This window comes from Elizabethkingia occulta, from assembly GCF_002023715.1.
Lineage (GTDB): Bacteria > Bacteroidota > Bacteroidia > Flavobacteriales > Weeksellaceae > Elizabethkingia > Elizabethkingia occulta.
The window spans coordinates 18,644-41,884 of record NZ_MAHX01000018.1 but is presented as its reverse complement, the minus strand read 5'-3'; the positions used below and the strand labels follow the sequence as shown (position 1 = coordinate 41,884).

At 36.5% G+C, this 23,241-nt stretch carries 17 protein-coding genes; 5 read left to right on the top strand and 12 right to left on the bottom strand.

Going from position 1 to position 23,241, the window contains the following annotated elements:
- Positions 1-9: 9 nt before the first annotated feature.
- Positions 10-576, bottom strand: coding sequence for a phosphatase PAP2 family protein (locus BAZ10_RS14265; protein WP_078772838.1), 567 nt, complete (start codon positions 574-576; stop codon positions 10-12).
- Between the two features lie 234 nt (positions 577-810).
- Here BAZ10_RS14265 and gcvP point away from each other — a divergent pair, with 234 nt between their 5' ends.
- The 3 genes from gcvP (at position 811) to BAZ10_RS14250 (ending at position 10,088) form a co-directional block, all read left to right on the top strand.
- Entirely contained in the window at positions 811-3,669 is a 2,859-nt protein-coding gene (gcvP, locus tag BAZ10_RS14260; protein WP_078772610.1) for an aminomethyl-transferring glycine dehydrogenase, read from the top strand.
- Positions 3,670-4,152: 483 nt separating this feature from the next.
- Complete coding sequence (gene gltB / locus BAZ10_RS14255) at positions 4,153-8,649, top strand: glutamate synthase large subunit (RefSeq protein ID WP_078772609.1); 4,497 nt, start codon at positions 4,153-4,155, stop codon at positions 8,647-8,649.
- A gap of 5 nt (positions 8,650-8,654) precedes the next feature.
- Positions 8,655-10,088 carry a glutamate synthase subunit beta gene (locus BAZ10_RS14250; RefSeq protein WP_078772608.1) on the top strand — a complete coding sequence of 478 codons (1,434 nt, stop codon included), beginning with the start codon at positions 8,655-8,657 and terminating at the stop codon, positions 10,086-10,088.
- 91 nt (positions 10,089-10,179) lie between these two features.
- On the opposite strand, the gene BAZ10_RS14245 is transcribed toward BAZ10_RS14250, so the two are convergent.
- Positions 10,180-11,109 carry a TIGR01777 family oxidoreductase gene (locus tag BAZ10_RS14245; protein ID WP_078772607.1) on the bottom strand — a complete coding sequence of 310 codons (930 nt, stop codon included), beginning with the start codon at positions 11,107-11,109 and terminating at the stop codon, positions 10,180-10,182.
- Positions 11,110-11,457: 348 nt separating this feature from the next.
- Here BAZ10_RS14245 and dgt point away from each other — a divergent pair, with 348 nt between their 5' ends.
- Positions 11,458-12,822 carry a dGTP triphosphohydrolase gene (gene dgt, locus BAZ10_RS14240; RefSeq protein ID WP_078772606.1) on the top strand — a complete coding sequence of 455 codons (1,365 nt, stop codon included), beginning with the start codon at positions 11,458-11,460 and terminating at the stop codon, positions 12,820-12,822.
- 157 nt (positions 12,823-12,979) lie between these two features.
- Positions 12,980-13,888, top strand: a complete 909-nt coding sequence (locus tag BAZ10_RS14235; protein WP_078772605.1) for a DUF6268 family outer membrane beta-barrel protein — start codon at positions 12,980-12,982, stop codon at positions 13,886-13,888.
- 8 nt (positions 13,889-13,896) lie between these two features.
- Here BAZ10_RS14235 and BAZ10_RS14230 read toward each other — a convergent pair whose 3' ends face one another.
- From BAZ10_RS14230 to thrS, 10 genes are all read right to left on the bottom strand, one after another.
- On the bottom strand, positions 13,897-14,637 hold the full coding sequence (locus tag BAZ10_RS14230; protein WP_078772604.1) for a LytR/AlgR family response regulator transcription factor: 741 nt from the start codon (positions 14,635-14,637) through the stop codon (positions 13,897-13,899).
- Complete coding sequence (locus tag BAZ10_RS14225; protein ID WP_245803823.1) at positions 14,627-15,484, bottom strand: sensor histidine kinase; 858 nt, start codon at positions 15,482-15,484, stop codon at positions 14,627-14,629. The genes BAZ10_RS14230 and BAZ10_RS14225 overlap by 11 nt, the downstream gene beginning before the upstream one ends.
- A 282-nt stretch (positions 15,485-15,766) precedes the next feature.
- On the bottom strand, positions 15,767-16,363 hold the full coding sequence (locus tag BAZ10_RS14220; RefSeq protein WP_078772602.1) for a porin family protein: 597 nt from the start codon (positions 16,361-16,363) through the stop codon (positions 15,767-15,769).
- 123 nt (positions 16,364-16,486) lie between these two features.
- A complete protein-coding gene (locus tag BAZ10_RS14215) occupies positions 16,487-17,539 on the bottom strand; it encodes a phosphotransferase enzyme family protein (protein ID WP_078772601.1) in 1,053 nt (350 codons plus the stop codon).
- 3 nt (positions 17,540-17,542) lie between these two features.
- Positions 17,543-18,463 (bottom strand): nucleotidyltransferase family protein, encoded by a 921-nt coding sequence (locus BAZ10_RS14210; RefSeq protein ID WP_078772600.1) that lies wholly within the window; start codon positions 18,461-18,463, stop codon positions 17,543-17,545.
- Positions 18,450-19,838 carry a Gfo/Idh/MocA family protein gene (locus BAZ10_RS14205; RefSeq protein WP_078772599.1) on the bottom strand — a complete coding sequence of 463 codons (1,389 nt, stop codon included), beginning with the start codon at positions 19,836-19,838 and terminating at the stop codon, positions 18,450-18,452. The genes BAZ10_RS14210 and BAZ10_RS14205 overlap by 14 nt, the downstream gene beginning before the upstream one ends.
- A gap of 101 nt (positions 19,839-19,939) precedes the next feature.
- Positions 19,940-20,284, bottom strand: a complete 345-nt coding sequence (gene rplT, locus BAZ10_RS14200) for a 50S ribosomal protein L20 (protein ID WP_009085968.1) — start codon at positions 20,282-20,284, stop codon at positions 19,940-19,942.
- 122 nt (positions 20,285-20,406) lie between these two features.
- Entirely contained in the window at positions 20,407-20,604 is a 198-nt protein-coding gene (gene rpmI / locus BAZ10_RS14195; protein ID WP_009085970.1) for a 50S ribosomal protein L35, read from the bottom strand.
- Positions 20,605-20,701: 97 nt separating this feature from the next.
- Entirely contained in the window at positions 20,702-21,226 is a 525-nt protein-coding gene (gene infC / locus BAZ10_RS14190) for a translation initiation factor IF-3 (protein WP_009085972.1), read from the bottom strand.
- 37 nt (positions 21,227-21,263) lie between these two features.
- Positions 21,264-23,195 (bottom strand): threonine--tRNA ligase, encoded by a 1,932-nt coding sequence (thrS, locus tag BAZ10_RS14185; protein WP_078772598.1) that lies wholly within the window; start codon positions 23,193-23,195, stop codon positions 21,264-21,266.
- Positions 23,196-23,241 lie beyond the last annotated feature (46 nt).

The following is a 23,241-nucleotide window of genomic DNA, read 5'->3' as shown; positions in this document are numbered from 1 at the left end:
AAGTAGGGATTAATTCCAATAAACAAAAGCTATGGAAAATATTATTCCGATAACTGCGCCTGAAAGTACCTCGCTCAGCGTATGTCTTTTCAGGATAAGACGCGTGATAGCAATGATTATAGTGAGTCCACTCCAGATCAATCCTAAAGTTGGTGAAAGTTGGTAAAAAAGTGCTGCAACGAAGAAATTAAGAGCTGTATGCATAGAGCTTTTAATCCAGAAATTACTTAACATCATTATACACAGGAGTCCTGTAAGATAATAAAAAGCAGCCGGTATAGTTTTATCTGTAATAAGATTTACTACAATGAATAGCAGTAATAAAGCGATGATATAGTAGTAAAGACTGTTTCTTTGTTTTCTGTTGGAAACATCCATATTTGTAAACTTTCCTTTCTTTACATTATAATAGATATATCCTAATATAGGAACTGCAAAGATGAGGACAGCCTTCCCTATAAATAACCATGCTTCTCCAATTTCCATCGTATTGAACGCGTAATATAAAAGAAAGAATAGAAATGAAAATACAGGATTGAATAAGTTGGAAATAAAAGAAGAAAGTTTTTCGATCATAGAGTTTTTCATAGACTGTATAAAAAGCAAATGTAATCTTTAATTACGAAATGATAATAATGAAGGAGAAAAAGTGGTAAAAAGCTTTCTGTAGGCTGGTGCTTTAAACCTGATAAATATCACTAGTTGTACTATGAAAACGGGAATTCATAAGCTGAATTTTATGCATTGAATATCCTTTAAAAATTTGTAAATTTACACTCCAAAATTTCTGAAAAATCTAATAAAAGTTATATGAACACACAACAGTTTGTCAATCGCCATATTAGCATGAGCGAAAAAGACAAATCCGAAATGTTACAAAAAATTGGTGTAGGGAGTGTTGAAGAACTAATTTCACAAACAATTCCGCAACAGATTCGTTTAAACAAAGATCTGGATATTTCTCCGGCACTTTCAGAATACGAAATGTTGCAGCATTCCAAAGCTCTGGCGAGCCAGAATGCACAATTCGATAACTATATCGGTTACGGATACCATGATACTATTTTACCACCGGCTATTCAGAGAAATATTTTTGAAAATCCAGGTTGGTATACAGCATATACGCCATATCAGGCTGAGATAGCACAGGGACGTCTTGAGGCGCTTCTTAACTATCAGACTGTAATGGCTGAGTTAACAGGACTGCCGTTATCCAATGCATCTTTGTTAGATGAAAGTACAGCAGCAGCAGAAGCAATGCACATGTTCTTTGCAAACAGAACAAAAGAACAGAAGAAAGGAGGCGTAAATAAATTCTTCGTTTCGGATCTTGTAATGCCACAAACTATTGCAGTTCTTACAACTAAAGCTTCAGGATTAGATATTGAAATTGTAATAGGAAATCATGAGGCAATGCAATTAGATAATACATTCTATGGTGCATTACTTCAGTATCCTGGTAAAAACGGAGTTGTTGTAGATTATACGGATCTTATTTCCACATACAAAACCCTTGCTTTACAGGTTGCTGTTGCATGTGATCCGTTAGCTTTGGTCAAATTAAAATCCCCAGCTGAAATGGGTGCAGATTGTGCTGTTGGTACATCTCAGCGTTTCGGTGTTCCTATGGGATACGGAGGTCCTCACGCTGCATTCTTTACTTGTAAAGAAGATTATAAGAGAGATATTCCGGGAAGAATTATTGGTGTTTCTCAGGATATGTACGGTAAGCCGGCATTAAGAATGGCTTTGCAAACCAGAGAGCAGCATATTAAGCGGGAAAGAGCAACGTCTAACATTTGTACGGCACAGGTTTTACTAGCTGTAATGGCAGGTATGTATGCTGTTTACCATGGGCCAAAAGGATTAGAATTTATTGCTAATCAGGTACACTACAAAGCGAATACTTTACGCGGAGCTTTAGAAAAATTAGGCTATGAGGTTGTAAAACACCCTATTTTTGATACGGTTAAATTCAAATTATCTGAAGAAGATAAACATAAATTAAAAACTCAGTTGGAAGAAGCAGGAATTAACCTGAATTACTTTACACCTGAATTTGTAAGTGCTTCACTTAATGAAACATCTACTTTGGTTAAATTACAAGCATTAGTAGATGAATTAGCAAAATTCAAAGGTGCCCAGACATTTGTAGTTGAAATCAAAGAAGAATGCTCTATTCCTGAGAACCTGGTAAGAAGGCATGAAATACTTAAAGATGAGGTTTTCAATAGCTATCATACGGAAACAGCATTAATGCGTTATATCAAAAAACTAGAAAGAAAAGACCTTTCTTTAACGCATTCTATGATTTCATTAGGATCTTGCACAATGAAACTGAATGCTGCGGCAGAGATGCTTCCGCTTTCATGGAGCGAATGGGGTTCTGTTCATCCGTTTGTGCCAAAAGGACAAGCTTTGGGTTATCAGCAGTTAATTGAGGAGTTGGAAAGAGATCTTGCTGAGATTACAGGATTCGCAGCGACATCGCTTCAGCCAAATTCAGGAGCTCAGGGTGAATATGCAGGATTAATGGTTATTCGCGAGTACCACAGATCCAGAGGAGATTTCCACAGAGATGTAGTTGTAATTCCTCAGTCTGCTCATGGTACTAACCCGGCATCTGCAGCTATGGCAGGTATGAAGGTTGTAGTAGTGAAGAACCTTGAAAATGGAGAAATTGATTTTGAAGATCTAAAACTAAAAGTAGAGCAGAATAAAGAGAATTTATCTGCAATTATGATTACATATCCATCTACTTATGGATTCTTTGATGTAAACGTAAAAGAAATTACTCAACTTATCCATGACAATGGAGGTCAGGTATATATGGATGGTGCAAACATGAATGCTCAGGTAGGATTTACAAGTCCGGGAAATATTGGTGCAGACGTTTGTCACTTGAACTTACATAAGACATTTGCTATTCCTCACGGAGGGGGAGGTCCTGGTGTTGGCCCAATCTGTGTGGCTGAGCACTTAGTACCATTCCTTCCTTCTAACCCTAATATTAAAACAGGAGGAGAGAAAGCAATTGATGCAATTTCTGCAGCACCTTATGGTTCTTCTTTAATTTTGAATATATCTTATGCATATATCAAAATGCTGGGAGCTCATGGACTTAGAAAAGCTACAGAACATGCAATCCTTAATGCAAACTACCTTAAAAATATTTTAAAGGAGCATTATCCAATTCTTTACAGTAATCAGAACGACAGAGTAGCTCACGAATGTATTGTAGATTTCAGACAATTCAAATCTTTAGGGATTGAAGTTGCTGATATTGCGAAACGTCTTATGGATTACGGATTCCATGCACCTACAGTTTCATTCCCGGTAGCAGGTACTTTAATGATAGAGCCTACTGAGAGTGAGAGTAAAGCTGAAATCGATCGTTTTGCAGAAGCATTAATCTCTATCAGAAAAGAGATCGATGAGATTGCAGAAGGAGTTGCAGATGCTGAAAATAATGTACTGAAAAATGCACCACACACAATGGAGCTTGTTATTTCTGATGCATGGGACAAGCCATATGCAAGAGAAAAAGCAGCATATCCATTAGAATGGGTGAGAGACAATAAATTCTTTGCTACAGTTTCCAGAATTGATGAAGCTTATGGTGACAGAAATTTAATTTGTACATGTACACCAATCGAAGCTTATATGTAATTTACGCATGAAAATAATGAAGCCTCAAACTTAGTTTGGGGCTTTTTTATTTGTATTTATATATTAAAGTAGTGAAAATATCTTTTCTTTTATAATTTATAATCATTCTAAAAACTTTATATTTTTAATATTTTGTATTTGTTTTGCTTACAAAAAATAAATAAAATTATTTACAGTATGTGAAAATAATTTTAAGACAAATTTGAATATTTGCTTTGTAGTTGATTGTTTTATAATTCTATTTTAAAGAAATTTAAAGTGTTTTAAAACTTATATCTATTGATTTTCAGTTATTTATGATTTTTATTGTTTAATAATTATATATTGAAATCATTATAATGAAATTAGTTTATATTACATTTTTAATAAAATGATTGTAATTGAATAAAATCAACACTTATTGTGTGTTAAAATTATTCAATATTTATGTAAATCTTATTTTATAGATATAATTCGTAATTTCGTGTCTGAAAACTGAGGACTATGAAGAACTATGGATTGTACAGACCTGAATTTGAATTTGACTCTTGTGGTGTTGGCTTCGTAGCTAATATTAAGGGAGTTAAGAGTCATAAAGTTGTTGCAGATGCAATAACAATGCTGGAGAATATGGAACACAGGGGGGCTACCGGCTATGAAAGTAATACCGGAGACGGAGCAGGTATACAAATCCAGATTCCACATGAACTATTGGAGGAAGAAGCTTCTACTTATGGAATAGATTTGCCGCGGTTGGGAGACTATGGAGTAGGAATGTTCTTCTTTCCTAAAAATATGGCACTTATTGATGAATGCAAAAATATTATTCAGCATGCCGCTGACAGATTGGAATTAAATGTCTTGGGGTACAGACCTGTCCCTGTGAACAATATTGAACTTGGTGAACTCGCGAAGGAAGTAGAGCCGGTAATGGAAATGATCTTCATCGAAAAGCCTTTCGGAATCGATGATGAAGATAGTTTTGAAAGAAAACTCTTCGTTTTCCGTAATTATATCAGTAATCAGATTAATAATGTTCTGCAAAACGACCCTATTGGTTTTTATGTAGCTTCGCTTTCATGTAGAAAGCTTGTTTACAAAGGTCAATTGAGAAGTATACAGATCAGACACTATTTCAAAGATTTAACAAATCCTAAACTTACTTCTGCTTTTGGAATGGTGCATTCCCGTTTTGCAACCAATACTTCCCCTACATGGAGTCTTGCACAGCCTTTTAGATATTTGGCACATAACGGGGAAATAAATACCGTTCAGGGAAACCTTAATTGGTTAAAATCTTCTCAGAAAACTTTTACAAGTCCTTATTTTACTGCTCAGGAAGTAGATATGCTTTTGCCATTGGTTACTCCTGATCAGTCAGATTCAGCATATCTGGATAATATGGTAGAAATGCTAGTGCATGCAGGCCGATCTTTACCACACGTTATGATGATGCTTATTCCTGAGGCATGGGATGGTAACGAGATCATGGAAGATTACAAAAAACATTTCTATGAGTTCCATGCCTGTGTAATGGAGCCATGGGACGGACCTGCTTCTATCTCATTTACAGATGGTAAAATTATCGGAGCCACTTTGGACAGAAACGGATTACGCCCGTCAAGATTTTGTGTTACTTCCGATGATATGGTTGTGATGGCTTCAGAATCTGGTGCTTTGCCTGTAGATCCTGCTAAAATTATTAAAAGCGGACGTCTTCAGCCTGGAAAAATGTTTCTGGTAGACCTTGCCAAAGGTAAGATTGTCAGTGATGAAGAACTTAAAAAAGAAATATGTACTTCTCAGCCTTACAAAGAATGGCTGGATAGTCAGAAGATACGTTTGGAAGAGTTGCCAGCACCGAGAATTCGTTTTACTATGCTACAGACAGATGATATTTTTAAATATCAGCAGGCATTTGGTTATACACGTGAAGATGTGGATCAGGTTATTAAACCTATGGCACTTACCGGAAAAGAGCCTATTGGTTCTATGGGATTCGATGCTCCTTTGGCTGTACTTAGCGAAAAACCACAGCACCTAAGCTCATATTTTAAACAGTTATTTGCGCAGGTAACAAACCCGCCAATAGATCCTATTCGGGAGAGAATGGTGATGTCTCTGGCTACTATCATTGGCGGAAACGGAAATATTCTTTCTGAAGACAAAAACTTTGCTCATTCTATTACTTTAAAACAGCCGATTCTAAATAATGAACAGTTGGAAAAACTCAGAAGTATAGACACTGGGAATTTTCAGGCAAAAACAATTCATACATATTTCAAAGCAGATGGAAATCCTGGTAGCCTGAAGCGAGGGATAGATCGTATTTGCAGATATGCAATGGATGCTGTGGAAGATGGATTCGATGTCCTGATACTTTCAGACAGAGCTATAGACTCCGACCATGTTGCGATTCCTACATTACTGGCATGCTCTGCTGTACATCACCATCTGGTACGTAAAGGTGCCCGACGGAAAATTGGTATTGTAATAGAAGCAGGAGATATATGGGAAGTACACCATTTTGCTGCCTTATTAGGTTTTGGCGCTACGGCAATTAACCCATATCTGGCACTAGCTTCTATCAGGCAATTACATTTAGCCGGAGAGATAGAAGGGGATTTGGATCAGCTTAAAAAGAATTACTTAAAGTCTGTAGGAGACGGATTATTGAAGATCTTTTCTAAGATGGGCATTTCAACTTTACAGTCTTATCAGGGATCTCAGATATTTGAAATTGTTGGTATTAACAAAATGGTTGTAAATAGTTGTTTTACCGGGGCTATTTCGAGAATTGAGGGAATTGGATTTGATGAAATTGCCAAAGAAGCACTTATTAAGCATAATAATGCTTTCCGTCCTGTAATGAAACAGGAAGTACTAAAGGAAGGCGGAGTATATCAATGGAAAAAGACAGGAGAATACCACCAATATAATCCAAATACGGTTCATTTATTACAACAAGCTACATGGAAAAATGATTATGAAATTTTCAAAAAATATTCCAGAGCTGTTAATATAGGAAATGACGCACCAGTAAGCCTGAGAGCATTGCTGGAACTAAAAAATGATCGTGAAGCAATAGCTATAGAAGAAGTAGAACCTATAGAAAACATACTAAAACGTTTTGCTACAGGGGCGATGTCCTTTGGTTCCATTTCCTGGGAAGCCCATACAACGTTGGCAATTGCAATGAATCGTATCGGAGCAAAAAGCAATACCGGAGAGGGAGGAGAAGATGAGCTGCGTTACGATTTGTTACAAAATGGTGATAGTATGCGTTCCGCAATTAAGCAGGTTGCCTCAGGGCGGTTCGGTGTAACCAGTAGATATCTTGCTGAAGCAGAAGAAATACAGATAAAAATGGCACAGGGAGCCAAACCTGGAGAAGGAGGGCAATTACCTGGAGATAAAGTAGACAGCTGGATTGGAAAAACCCGTCATGCTACTCCTGGAGTAGGCTTAATTTCTCCACCGCCACACCACGATATTTATTCAATAGAAGATTTAGCTGAGCTGATCTTTGATTTGAAGAATGCAAACAGACATGCAAGAATTAGTGTTAAACTTGTTTCAAAAGCAGGAGTAGGAACTATTGCGTCTGGTGTAGCGAAAGCGAAAGCCGATCATATTTTAATATCTGGCTACGATGGTGGCACCGGTGCATCTCCGGTGAGTTCTGTAAGACATGCGGGACTGCCTTGGGAACTTGGGCTGGCAGAGACGCACCAAACCTTAATTAAAAATAAACTAAGACAGCGGGTAACAATTCAAACAGATGGTCAGATAAAGACCGGAAGAGATATTGTTATTGCTACATTACTAGGTGCTGAAGAATGGGGAATCGCAACATCTGCACTTATTGTTCAGGGATGTATTCTGATGCGTAAATGTCATCTAAACACATGCCCTGTAGGTATTGCTACACAAAATCCTGATTTAAGGGCAAAATTCTCTGGTAGTGCGGATCATCTGGTTAACTATTTCAGATTTCTGGCTACAGAGGTAAGAGAACTGATGGCGGCTTTAGGATTCAGAACGATAGATGAAATGGTAGGGCAGTATCAGTGTTTAACCAAAAAAGAAAAACTAAAACACTGGAAGCATCAGAATATAAATCTTAATGATTTTCTGCAAAAAGTCGAAAGTGATTTACCATTGGTGAAATCAGAAGATCAGGATAATGAATTGGATGATTCTATATCGTGGAAAATGTTGGAAACAGCACAAGAGGCACTGCAGAATGAAGGTAAGGTTAGAGCTTTCTTTGAGGTTAAAAATACAGACAGAGCCATAGGTACTATATTATCCCATGAAATTACCAAGAAGTATAAATCCGAAGGGATGAAAGAAGATTCACTGGTATTCGATTTCAAGGGAACTGCAGGACAAAGCTATGGAGCATTCTGTAATAAAGGACTTACAATGATTTTGGAAGGTGATGCCAATGACTATTTTGGTAAAGGGCTTTCTGGTGCAAAGCTGGCTGTAAAATTACCTGAAGAATCCAAAATTAAGGCACATGAAAATAGCATTATCGGTAATGTGGCTTTATATGGAGCAACTAGCGGAAAAGCTTTTATTAACGGAATGGCGGGAGAACGTTTTTGTGTTCGAAATTCCGGAGCAACAGCGGTAGTAGAGGGAGTAGGTGATCACGGATGCGAATATATGACAGGAGGAACGGTTGTTATTTTGGGAGATGTCGGAAGAAATTTTGGAGCAGGCATGAGTGGCGGAATCGCTTATGTGTGGGATGTCAATAAATCTCTGGATAAAAATTTTAATCCGGATATGGCAGATCTGGAGCCTTTGGAGGAATCAGATATTCAGTTAATCAAACAATTAATAGAGGAGCATGTTACCATTACAGGGAGTGAGATAGGTCAGTATTTACTAAGTGATTTTGAACAGGCACAGGGATATTTTGTAAAAGTATATCCGAGAGATTATAAAAAAGCTTTACTAAAGCAAAAAGAAAACAAAGAAACTAATTAGCAGCCATGGGAAAGACAGACGGATTTTTAATATATGATAGAGAATTACCGGTGAAAGAACTGGTAGAAAGCAGGGTGAAACATTATCAGGAGTTCCAGCACTTGCCATCTGCCGAATTGTTAAATAATCAGGCAGCCCGCTGCATGAACTGCGGAATACCTTTTTGTCAGAGTGGCTGCCCGTTGGGGAATGTAATTCCGGAGTTTAATGATGCAGTATACAATAACCAATGGAAGAAAGCGTATGATATACTTTCGACCACCAATAACTTCCCTGAATTTACCGGAAGAATTTGCCCGGCGCCTTGTGAAGGATCATGCGTGCTTGGAATTAATGAATTACCGGTAACGATAGAAGAAATTGAAAAAAATATTATAGAAACTGCTTTCAGGGAAGGCTATGTAAAATCTCAGATTGCCATTAACAGAACAGGAAAAAAAGTAGCTGTAGTAGGATCAGGTCCATCCGGACTGGCAGCTGCAGATCAGTTAAATAAGATGGGACATCTGGTCACTGTTTTCGAAAGAGACTCGGAAGTGGGAGGTTTGTTGAGGTTTGGGATTCCGGATTTTAAACTGGATAAGAAAATTGTAGAAAGGAGAGTCAGATTAATGGAGCAGGAGGGTGTGGTTTTTAAAACCAATGTCAATGTTGGTGTAGATTATTCTGCTGAAGAGCTTGACCGCAATTTTGATGCTGTTATATTGGCATTAGGCAGTACAATTCCAAGAGATCTGCCAATTCCGAACAGAGATGCTAAAGGTGTTTATTTCGCTATGGAATTTCTAAAACAAAGCAATAAGAGAGTTAGCGATATAGCATATCCGGACGAAGAAATTAATGTGAACGGGAAAAAAGTACTTGTTATTGGTGGTGGAGATACAGGCTCGGATTGTATAGGCACCTCTAACAGGCAAGGTGCGGAGCTGGTTCTACAGATTGAGATTATGCCTATGCCACCAGTCCAAAGGGATGAAACAATGCCATGGCCAATGTTTCCAATGGTTCTGAAAACAACCACTTCTCATGATGAAGGTTGCGAGAGGAAATGGATGATTAATTGTAAAGAGTTTTTAAAAGATGAGCAGGGAAATCTGAAGGGAGTAAGAGCTACGGAAGTAGAATGGGCGAAAGATCCTTTAACGAAACGTTATACATCTTTTGTAGAAAAGCCAGGCTCAGAGTTTATTATTGACTGTGATTACGCTTTTCTGGCAATGGGCTTTTTACATGTACAGCATAAAGGATTGGTTGAGGCTTTAGATATTCAGTTAGATCCAAGACTCAATCTGATTGGTAATGATATTGAATATAAAACGAATCAGGATAAAATTTTTACTTGCGGTGATGCCAGAAGAGGGCAATCTTTGGTGGTGTGGGCAATTACCGAAGGACGTAAATGCGCAGAGAAGGTGAATATATATATGAAGGAAGATTAAACTATTTTTCACACAAATGAGGCCGTACATCATTGATGATACGGCCTTTTTTATCTTTTCTTGTTTGTGAATGGAATGACTTTTCAGGTAATTATTTTCCTAATAAATCTTTTATACAATCTCTGTTGAATATAGGAAATAAAAACTGAAATCCTGTATTGGTAAACTTAGCGGAATTTGTTGTAATACCTGTTAAAACTGTTCCTTCTGCCATTTCACCTTTCATCATCTTTAAAACAAATGAAGGGATTTTGAGAGGTATAAAAATGGTTCTGTATTTAGTTTTTGCAATCTTAATGATAGCCTGACGGTACGAAATAGCATGGGGAGCTGTAATATTATAAATTCCTTCTACAGATTCGTTTTTTATGGCATGAAGATAAGCTCTTGTAATGTCATCTACGTGTAACCAACTCATTCTTTGTTTGCCGCTTCCGAGGATAGGAGCAATTCTAAAACTTAAAGGCTTCAGAAACTCTTTTAAAGCCCCTTCTTTTGGAGACATGACAACACCGGTTCTCATAATCACCAATCTTTTCTCTGTATCGGCAACAGGTTTTATGCTTTCCTCCCATTTTTGGCAGACATCAGCAAGAAATCCCTTCCCTTTAGGAGCCGTTTCGTCAAAGGTCATACGGTTGTCATAATCACCACCATAATAATTAATACCGGATGCTGATATTACAGCTTTAACTTTATTAGGGATTTCTCTAAGACTTTTGCATAATAGCGCAGAGCTTTGTATTCTGCTATTTTCTATTTCCTTCTTTCGGGAAGACGTCCATCTTTTTGCACCAATATTTTCTCCAGCCAGATGTATAATATAATCGGCTTCTTCAATAGCTTTTTTTTCAATTTCACCTGTGGCTGGGTTCCATCCTGCAAATCGAATATTAGTACTCCCTTTGTTTTTGTCGGGTGTCCGGGAAAGAAGAATCACTTTATAATCTTCCTCCACGAGAAGCTTGGCGAGATGATTTCCTATCAACCCGCTTCCACCCGTAATTACTACAGTCTCCATTAAATTTCTTTTTTTATTCAGATTATATAACGGAATAAATCCAAAAATATTGAGTTATAATCCGTTACAGTTAGTGAAGTTAATGAAAAAATAAATACATATTTGTTATGAATATTAATTTTATTTAATAGCTTTTGTGAATGATTGTTAATGTGTTTGGGAATTATTTTTATTATATATAATTAATAAAAGAATTAAAATAAGCATTGAAAATCTGATTGATTTATTTTTTCACTAAATAGATTGTTTATTTAATAAAAGCTTTAGAGGGGTTATAAAAGGAATAGGTACAATTTTTCTGATTAAAAATTCTTTTTGTTTAAAATTAGATTTAATTTTGGTACCGCAATGAATTTGAATACGATTTTTACAACCAAGAGGGCAGGAGTACAGGAAAGCACAACGGCATCCAGAAGTGCTTATCAAAGAGATTTTGACAGAATTATTTTTTCTTCGGCATTTAGAAGACTCCAGAATAAGACACAAGTTTTCCCATTGCCCGGAAGTGTTTTTGTACATAACAGATTAACTCATTCTCTGGAAGTAGCTTCTGTGGGACGTTCTCTTGGAAGTATAATAGGAGAGCATATTGCTGAAGATTTTGCTGCTGATCTGGAGGAAGAAAGCAGTCTGTTTTACCAGTATAATCTGAATAATGTTATCGCTGCAGCTTGCCTTTGTCATGATATTGGTAATCCTGCATTTGGACATTCGGGGGAAGATGCTATTGCAAGTTATTTTGAAAGAAATGAAAGCTCTCTGAAACCTCACTTTTCTGAGAAAGAATGGAATGATCTGATTAATTTTGAAGGAAATGCAAACGCAATAAGAGTTTTAACCCAGCAACAAATAGGCAAGAGCGAGGGGGGGCTAATGCTGACAAACACAACATTAGCTTCTATTGCTAAATATCCTTGTGAATCATCTGCTAAAGACTTCACGAAAAAGGATCTTCAACGCAAGAAGTTTGGATTTTTCCAGAGTGAAGAAAAAACTTTCGAAGATATTGCTTCATCTGTTAATCTGATTAAGACTTCAGAATCTCCGGTTATCTACAAAAGACATCCATTTGTTTGGCTGGTAGAGGCGGCTGATGATATTTGCTATAATATTATCGATATGGAAGATGCGCACCGCCTGGGAATTGTAAAAACAGAACCTTGTGAAGAGCTTTTCACTACACTTATAGAATCTGTAAACGCAGATGATATGCCAAGAGTCAGAAAAAACCTTGAACAGATTACCAATGAGAACGAAAGAATCTCTTATTTGCGAGCTAAGGTAATAAACTCTCTAATTTCGAAAACAAAAGAAATTTATATTAAGAATATTCCGCAAATTCTAGATGGAAGTCTAAACAAATCGCTTTTAGGAATTTTTGGAGAAGAATGTGATGCTTTAGAAAAAATAGAGAAATATTCTATCGAAAATATCTACCGCCACCGGGCAGTAGTAGAAATTGAAAATGCAGGTTATAATGTAATGTATGAGTTACTTAACCATTTTATTCCTTCAATTTTAAAGGATAAATCGGACAGAAAAAACTATGATAAAATGGCATTACGCCTTCTGCCTAAACAATTTGTGTATGAAGGAGTTTCCGATTACCAAAAAGTATTGGGTATTATAGATTACGTATCGGGTATGACAGATAATTATGCAACTGATATCTACCGAAAAATTAAAGGTATTGATATCGGAATGACAGTGTAATTTTTAAATGAAATATAACTAAAGTAAGAAGATCAGAGAACATTCTCTGATCTTTTTTGTCCGGTTATGTTATCATTTCGTCATAACCCAAATGCAATTAATCAAGTAATTTTTGTATCAGATTATCAAAGACCTCTCTTTGCAAAAAATTTAAGCTATGAGAAAAGGTCTTTTGATTACTTTTTATTGTATGACCCAATTTTTTTATTGGGCAAATGCACAATCCGGAATATCCGGAGAACTAAAAACGGAATACATACCTTATTCCAATTACATCCGTCCGGAGGACAGCACAAAAACCAATTCAAAAAGTAACTTTCGCCGAATACAAATGAATCTTAGTATTCCTTTGTCTGTGAAGAAAACAGATGATGGAAAGGTAAAAGCATGGTCGCTATTAGTAAGTGGCTCTTATGCGAAGTTGTCCCATAAAGACTATGCTGCACAACTATTTCCGGATCAAATGCTGAATGCTCAGATTGGATTGCAGCATATTAGGCCTTTAGGAGGGAAATGGAGCATGATGATTATGGGAACTGTTGGTGTCTATACTGATTTGGAAAATGTAGACAAGAATGATATCCTGGGGCAGGGAGGTGTAGTATTTATAAAGCAGTTTAATCCTAACCTGGCTTTTGGGTTTGGACCGGGAATAACGACAGCTTTCGGAGTTCCGATGATTATGCCTTTCATTTATTTAGATTGGAAAACAGGTACTAAATTTAAGGTTAGCGTAAAATTCCCGGAAGAAGCAACTGTTGGCTATCAGTTCTCTGATATGTTTGCTTTAAAAGCTGTAGTAGGATTAGACGGTATGGTAGTAGAGAGAAAAAAGGAAGATAAATCAATACTATTAGGCTATCAGCAGATAACAGCAGGATTAAGACCCGAAATAAAAATCGGAAAATCATTAAGTCTGCGTATTACCGGCGGAAGTGTGCTTGTAAGATCTTTTAGTGAGAATGACCGTAGTCTGAAAAGCTTTTTTAAAGAGAAAAAACAAAAAGATCCGAGTTTTACCAACTCATTCTATACAGCTGTAGCGCTGCGTTGGAATCTGCCATAGGCAGATTCTTATTTACTAATGAGCTTCTTATAGACAACCTGATTAAGTAATTCTTCTTTACGGGTTCTGGATATAGGAAGCTCAGTTTTATTAATATACAGGCGTCCTCTGGAAATCATTTCTATGTGAGTGATATTAATTAAAAACGATTTATGAATCCTGAAAAAATGCTCTGTCGAAAGCGATTCTTCAATAGCTTTCATTGTCTGATGGATTACAATAGATTTTTCTTTAAAATGCAGTTTAGTATAGTTCTGCATACTTTCAACATAAAGGATGTCCACCCAGGAAACTTTTATAAAAGTATCTCCCTGGCGAACATATAAAAAAGGATCTTCCAGCTGAACATTTTTTTTCATTTTTTCAGCCATAATAAATTGCTGCTGAGCTTTATTTACAGCCTGATAAAAACGATTAAAAGTTATAGGTTTCAGAAGATAATCAACTACTTGTAATCTATAGCCTTCCAGCGCATATTCTGAATAAGCTGTGGTAAGAATACATAATGGTGGATTTTCCAGTTGTTCCAAAAATTCAAGTCCGGTTAAATAGGGCATATTGATATCCAGAAAAATAAGATCAATCTGGTTTTCCTGTATTTTAGTATTTGCTTCCAATGCTGTTGCACAAGTAGCAATAACCTCTAAGAATTCGATCTGATCTGCCATATCTTTAAGATGGAACCTTGCCAATGGTTCATCATCTATAATCAGGCATTTCATTTTGGGTAGGGTATAATTATTGGTCATTTTCGTTAGATAATTTTAGTTTTAAGGATACTTTATAGATGTTTCCTTCTGATTCAATTTTAAGGTCATGAGTGTCCGGATACTGAAGTTTTAATCGCTTTTTTACATTTTGCAATCCAATTCCGTGAGCTCCGTCTTTCTTTCTGCTTACCACTAAATCCGAATAAGAGTTCTCTACATAAAAAGAAAGCAAACCTTCTTTTTCTCTGCATAAAATATTTATATAGCCAGTTTGTCCTGGGAGTCTGCATACATATTTAAAAGCATTTTCAATAAACGGAACAAGAAGGAGAGGTATAATAAGTGCTTTTTTATTTTCGATCCGCCATTCTGCTTTTACATTCAGTTCATTTCCCCACCTTAGTTTTTCTACCTCTACTAAATCCTGTAGATACTGAATTTCTTTGTCTAATACTACCAAATTCTGATTGCAATGATAGAGTTGGTAACGAAGTATATCTGAAAATTTTAATAAAAGAAAAGAAGCTAATTCAGTATTGCTTTTCATAAGAATATGAATATGGTTCAGAATGTTGAACATTACATGTGGATTGATCTGATCCTGTAATAACTTTAACTGATTTTCCAGGTGTGCCTGTTGAAGAAGGATATGATCCCGTTCTATTTTTCCATGTTCCTGATAGAATTTTATTCCGCAGGCTGTACCATTAATGAGAAGAGATGCGGGAATAGACATATAGAAACCTTTCCACAAGAAAGGAAGTTGATTTAAAAAATCTTCTGGCAAAGGATTACCATTATCAACACGGATATAAGTGAAAACTAAAGCAAATATAATACTGAGTGAAAAAATAATTAGAATTGCCTGTATAAGAAACCACTTCATTTTTTTCGCTCTCAGAGCTTTAGGAAGAAGTTTGATTGTTAAAAATTGAGTGAAAATAAAAGAGCTGATTAAAATAACACAGGTCTGAAAAAAAGAATTAAGCTTTCCATCTGTTGCCTGGAAATTTAGCCAGAGGAAAATGCCAAAAGCAAACCAGAATATTATAGTAAATATATACTTCCTTAGAGCAAAAGGTTTTGTCATAAATAATACAGAGTAGGTTTATAAAAAATTAGAAACTACAAATCCGTAGTTTCTAATTGGTAAAGATAATTTAAGTTTTTAGAATAAGAAGTAGCCAATACCAAGTGAGAAACTATGAGGTTTGGATTTGAATTCTTTGCTAATGTTGGAAAGTCCGGTTTCGTATCTCAGGTCTATTGTAAAGTTTTTATAGTCCAGTCCAATACCCCCGGTAATTCCGATATTTGATTTGTCAAATTTTTTAAAGCTTTCCTGTAATGCTGTAGAAGCCGAAAGGTTATCACTAAATGCGTAACTGTATACACCTCCTGCAAAGACTCTTACATTATAGTCTTTATCATTAATAACTTTGTAACCTATTACTACAGGAATATCGATTGATTTCCATTTTAGTTTTTGAGAACCTTCGCTATCAGTGTCATAAGATGTTCTTTTTTGATTATATAAGGCTTCACCCTGCACATATAAACTACCAAGATCAATCCGAGCCATAGCTCCCAGATGATAGCCATAATCGTATTTTCCAGTTAGTCCTGATGATGTAGATACCTTAGTGAAATTTCCGCCTCCTTTTACACCTAAATGGAAAATAGAAGGTTGTTGTTGTGCGCTTACTTCTACAGAGCAGGTAATACATGCTAATAATACAGTGAGTCCTAAAATTCGTCGTTTCATTGTAAATGTTGTTTAAATCTGACGCAAAACAACGAAGAAGGCTATTGATACTAAACTTTATTTGATGAATGGTAAAAGTGAAAGGATAAGTTGATGTTTTTGATTGAAAATAAAAAAACCAGCTTATGATGCTGGTTTCATTTTAAGTAATTCTTTTAATAGATTAATCTGGTTTTTTGTTCTGTCCAGATTATGGGTAGGATACTTTGTTTTGTAATAGGTATCTCCATTTAAAAAATCAGTTAAGAAGCGTACTGCCTGTATAAATACAACCACCTGACCTGCATAATCCAGATTATCTCTCTCTGCATTTGTCAGCGAATCTGATGTATTAGAAAGAAAACCTTCTTTTACAGCATCATAATATTCTCTACTGAATACATTCTCAGGATTAGGGTCATCTTCTTCCTTTAGATTGGTATACGACCTTACCATATCACCAAAATCATACAGAATGGTTGCAGGCATTAGTGTATCTAGATCTATTACACTACGACCCTTATGAGTATTACTGTCGAAGAGTATATTACTGATCTTAGGATCAGCATGTACAATCCGTAGTGGAAAGCTTCCGTTTTTCTGATTTTGGATGAATAGGTCCGGAAGATCCAGGTATTCGTTAACGAAGTTTATTTCCTCAGAAGCTTGATTTTTTCTTTCCTCAGAAGCTTTTTCCAAAGAAATTTTGTAATCGTTAATTCTTTTTTCAAAGTCTATAAAACCCGGAATCGATGATTCGATCAGATTTGGATCAAGGTTCAGAATTTTAGAATAAAAAACACTTAATGTTTTCGCAGCTTCATAAGCTTGGTCACTGTCTTTTACTTTTGTAACACAATAAGTATTAGGAATAAATTTCGTCATTCTCCAGTAATCCTTGTTCTCATCTATGGTTAGAAATTCGCCCTCCAGATTTGGGACAGTTTCAAGAATTTCATATTCATATCCTGCCGACTGAAGATGCTTATTTACCACATCTATAGAATGCATAATTACTTCCGGTTTACGAAAGATATGATGATTTATTTTCTGTAAAATATACTGTTGCGTATCGTTGTCATTAATATCTACACGCAATGTAGTATTAATGTGTCCATCATTAATAGGAATGATGGACACTTTATTTTCATCTTTTATAGATATAAAAGACTGTAAAATCTTAATGTAGTTGTTCATAGTTTACCATAGCGAAGCCGGGTAATAGCCGTTATCTACCATTTCCTGAACAGATTTGATAACGAAGTCTTTGTCTTCAGGATAGGTTACTCCAAACCATTTATCCTGTGAAGATTCAACAACAACTTTTAAGCCCTCATTATGGATCATATCGTCAATAACAAAAGGGATGAAAAGTTCTGCTTTCTCCGAGCTTAGGTTAGTTAAAAATTGATCGAATTCAGTTTCTAAAACTTGGAATACAGAAGTATCCAAAATCCAGAAGTTCATGGAAACCTGTGTGTCAGGAGCTAATTCTGTTTTGTTTCCGGAATCATCTGTGTGGATGATTTTTCCGTTTTCTTCAGAAATATTGGTATGCTCTACTACTTTTTTCAGTAAACCATTTTCGGTTGTACAAACACCACGAGATACACTTCCGTTATCACTTAGCGTTGCTGAAAGAGGGTAGGCTACCATTCCATACTGATGCTCATTAATTTGTCCTGAATTGATCAGCTGATAAGCTTTTTCAAAGGCCTTTCTGTTGTAATAGTCATCGGCATTAATTACCACAAATGGATTTTTGATAACATCCTTAGCCGTTAAAATAGCGTGACCTGTACCCCAAGGTTTTACTCTGTTTTCCAGTCTGTTTTTATGCTTTTCTGGTAAAAGAGAGTCAAGAGCCTGAATCACAAAATCCAGCTTTATGCGAGCTTTGTCAGCAATAGCTTGGAAATGATCTTTGGTTTCCTGATTAAAGTAGTCATTGATGATAAGTACAAGCTGATCAAAACCAGCGTTCTTAGCATCATAAATAGAATATTCCATCAGGCACTCACCTGAAGGTCCCATTGGATCTACTTGTTTTTTTCCTTTGTATCTGCTGCCCAAGCCACCTGCCAGGACAAGTAAAGTTGCATTAGTTTTAGTAGTCGTCATTTATTGCAAATGTATTTTTAGCATTCTTCCATTTGCCGTTTGTAAAATCAGGAATTTCCTGAACGGCACCGTTTTCAGCGATAGACTTTTCACTAAGAGGAGTAATGGAATACCATGTAGCTAGATCATAAACGTCTAGTGGGAATGCTTCATTTCTTTTAATACATTCTACAAACGTATTATCTAAGAAGTAATCCATACCGCCATGACCTGCACCAACAGCTTTCTGTTCATGCTTCTTCCACATAGGGTGATCGTATTCTTTAATCCATTTTTCAGAACTATCCCATCTGTGGGAATGGTTCATAATCTTCTCGAAGTAAATAAATCCTTGTGCTGCTTCTCCCCAGCCGAAATCTTCCCAAAGACCTTCTGTACCTTGAACTTTGAATCCTAAGTTATATGGTCTTTGTAAGCTGGTATCGTGTGTTAATACAATAGTTTCTCCGTTGTGACACTGGATCTGAGTAGTAACAATATCTCCTTGTTTCCATTCTACTTTTGCATTAGGATGGCTTTCTCCGCCTTTATCCACGATATATTTATGTAATCCTCTTGCTTTGGATGCAAAAGATGATAATCTTAGTAATCTGTTCCCACGGTTAATATCCATCATTGTATGCAATGGACCAACACCATGAGTAGGGTAAAGTTCCCCGTTTCTGTTTTTATAGTGATTCGTTCTCCACTTTGCTTCACTAAATGCTTTTTCTCCAAATTCAACACCATCTCCGTTTTTACCATTGATACCACTGTTGAATAAAACAGGTCTTAAATCGTGCTGGTAGCCTCCTGTTCCGTGAACAAGTTCCCCAAACATTCCTTTTCTTACCATATTCAGAATAGCCATTACATCACGTCTGTAGCATACGTTTTCTAATGCCATTAACGGAACTCCGGTCTGTTCAGATACTTTTACATAATCCCAACATTCGTCCAGTGTTATAGCACCGGAAACTTCCATCCCAACAATTTTACCGGCTTTCATAGCTGCTACGCCGTGTTCATGGTGCCATTCCCATGGAGAGGATACAAAAACAGCATCGATATTTTTATCCTTAAGCATGTTTTTGTAATCGTAATTACCATTCCCAAAAACTTTAGCAGGCTTCTTACCATTCTTTTTCAGAATTTCCTGTGCACGTCCAACCATGTAAGGATCCGGATCTGCAAATGCTACAATCTCCACATCATCACGTCTTGCCATATTTTCTACGTGAGTTTGTCCACGTAAACCAACAGCGATAAAAGCTACTCTTACCTTTTTAGGGTTAAAATCGAAGATGTTGAATAAAGTGCTCGAGGGAATTAAGGCGCCCATTCCTGCCATAGAACTGGTCTTGATAAAGTCTCTTCTGTTAAATGAGTTATTCATATTTATGAGTTATTAGTTCTTCTTAGTTTTTAAAGGCATAAATATATAAAAAAACTCCCAGAAAAACCGGGAGTTTCTATATTGATAACAGAAATTATTAATTATTTTACTTGATCTACAACAGCTTTGAAAGCTTCAGGGTGGTTCATTGCTAAGTCAGCAAGAACTTTTCTGTTAAGCTCGATGTTGTTTCTCTTAAGATCCCCCATAAATTTGGAGTAAGAAACACCGTGCTCTCTACATCCAGCGTTAATTCTGGTAATCCATAGGGAACGGAAATTTCTTTTCTTTTCTTTTCTACCACGGTAAGCATATTGCATTGCTTTTTCTACCGCGTTTTTAGCTACAGTCCAAACGTTCTTTCTTCTACCGAAAAAACCTTTAGCCTGCTTCATGATTTTTTTTCTGCGTGCTCTACTGGCAACCGCGTTTACTGATCTAGGCATAATTTTAATTGTTTTTTTGAAGAGGGCGGTAACATTATATTACTCTTAATGGGCTCCGCTTCAGGGTTAACTTGTTTTGAATTTGTTAGAATTCTTATAAACCGATATTAGATTTATAAAAACTACTTGATTGCTAATTGTCTAAGTACGCTTTTTGTATCCACTGCACTAACTAGACCTGTTTGCGTAAGATTTCTCTTTTGCTTAGTTTCTTTTTTAGTCAAGATGTGGCTTTTATAAGCGTGCTTTCTTTTGATCTTTCCAGAACCGGTAAGAACAAAACGCTTCTTAGCTCCTGATTTAGTTTTTAATTTAGGCATTGTTTTGCTTTTTTATATTTTGTTATCAATATCTTTTTATCAATGTAGCTATATAATAATTTATCAATGATTATTGCTACAATGTAGTACATTGTACTTATTTTGCAGGTTTCTTTGGACTCATCATCATGATCATCCTTTTACCTTCAAGTTTAGGAAGCTGGTCTACCTTTCCAACATGCTCTAGTTCCTGAGCAAGTTTAAGAAGAAGGATTTCTCCTTGATCTTTGAAGATAATAGATCTCCCTTTGAAGAATACGTAAGTCTTAAGCTTAGCTCCCTCTTCAAGGAATTTCTCAGCATGTTTCTTCTTGAATTCGTAATCGTGATCATCAGTCTGAGGGCCGAAACGAATCTCCTTTACAACAACTTTAACTTGCTTAGCCTTTAGTTCTTTTTGTTTTTTCTTTTGTTCATATAAGAATTTCTTATAGTCCAAAATACGACAAATATAAGGCTCTGCTTTATCAGAGATTGCCACAAGATCCAATTCCTGCTCTTCAGCCATTTTACGTGCAACAGCAGTTGGATATACTCCCGGCTCTACATTGTCACCCACCAAGCGGACTTCTCTCACTTTGATATTTTCGTTAATCATATGCGCATCTTCCTTTTTGCGCATCGGTGGTCTGTTGTTTGGTCTTCTTAGTGCTATGGTCTTATTTATTTAAATGGTTAGCTATTTCTTTCTTTACGTGTAGTACGAAATCGTCTACTGACATGACACCCAAATCTCCTTCGCCTCTTCTTCTTACAGAAACGCTTCCGTCTTGAGCTTCATTTTCGCCTACAACAAGCATATATGGGATTTTCTTAAGTTCTGCATCACGGATTTTTTTACCCGTTTTCTCATTCCTTTCGTCAATCAGACCGCAAATATCGTGAATTTCTAACAATTGCGAAACTTTTTTTGCATAATCTACATATTTTTCGCTGATTGGTAAAATGATAAATTGCTCAGGACTAAGCCATAACGGGAAATCTCCGGCTGTATTCTCTATAAGTATTGCAATGAATCTTTCCATAGATCCAAACGGAGCACGGTGAATCATTACCGGTCTGTGCTTGTCATTATCAGAACCTGTATACCAAAGATCAAAACGCTCAGGTAAATTATAGTCTACCTGAATAGTTCCGAGCTGCCAGCTTCTGCCTAATGCATCTTTCACCATAAAGTCTAGTTTGGGTCCGTAGAATGCAGCTTCACCATATTCTATAACAGTTTTTAGTCCTTTTTTATTAGCAGCATTTATAATGGCGTGTTCTGCCTTTTCCCAATTTTCCTCAGAACCGATATATTTTTCTCTGTTTTCTTTATCTCTTAAAGAAACCTGAGCTGTAAAATCAGCAAATCCTAAAGAAGAGAAAACATAAAGTACTAAGTCAATTACTTTTTCGAATTCTTCTAATAACTGATCCGGAGTACAGAAAAGGTGAGCGTCATCCTGAGTAAATCCTCTAACTCTGGTTAAACCGTGAAGTTCTCCACTTTGCTCATATCTGTAAACTGTACCAAACTCAGCATAACGCTTTGGAAGATCTTTATAAGACCATTGCTGTGCTTTGTAAATCTCACAGTGATGAGGACAGTTCATAGGTTTTAATAAGAACTCTTCTCCTTCGTGTGGCGTTTTAATCGGTTGGAAACTATCTGCTCCGTATTTCTCCCAGTGACCGGAAGTTACATATAAGTCTTTGTGACCGATATGCGGAGAGATAACGAACTCATATCCTTGCTTTTTCTGTGCAGCAGAAAGGAAATTCTCCAGTTTTTTTCTAAGAGCAGCTCCTTTTGGTAACCATAATGGTAAACCTGCACCTACCTTTTCTGAGAAAGCAAAAATTCCTAATTCTTTACCTAGTTTACGATGGTCACGACGCTTCGCTTCCTCCAGACGCTCCAGATATTCTGTTAAATCTTTCTGTTTAGGGAAAGTAATTCCGTAGACACGAGTTAGCTGTTTGTTTTTTTCATCACCACGCCAGTAAGCACCCGATACATTAAGTATTTTTACTGCTTTGACGATTCCTGTTGCCGGGATGTGACCACCACGACACAAATCTGTGAAATTGTCATGAGAGCAGAAAGTAATTTCGCCATCAGTTAAATTTTCAACCAATTCAGTTTTATATGGATTGTCTTTATACATCTCCAATGCTTCGGCTTTGGAAACAGGATACATTTTGAATGGTGAATTTTTCTTAGCATTGTCCAGCATTCTTTTTTCTATTTCTGCAAAATCTTTTTCAGAAATAGTATCATCACCCAAATCAACATCATAATAAAACCCGCTTTGAATTGGAGGGCCTATTGTGAGGTGAGCATGGGGAAACATCTCCAATATTGCCTGAGCAAATAGGTGAGCGGAGGAATGCCAGAAAGCTTTTTTACCCATATCGTCGTTCCAGGTAAAAAGCTGAACCGTGGCATCTTCCGTTATTGGCGTGGTCACTTCTGTCTGTGTCCCGTTTACCAATGCCGAAATAGTGTTACGTGCCAATCCTTCACTAATGGATTGCGCCACCTGTAGCGGAGTTACCGCTGCCTCGAATTCCTTAATGCTTCCGTCCGGAAGTGTGATCTTTATCATAGTAAAAAAATGTACGCAAAATTACAAAAAAATGAGAAAAAATCAG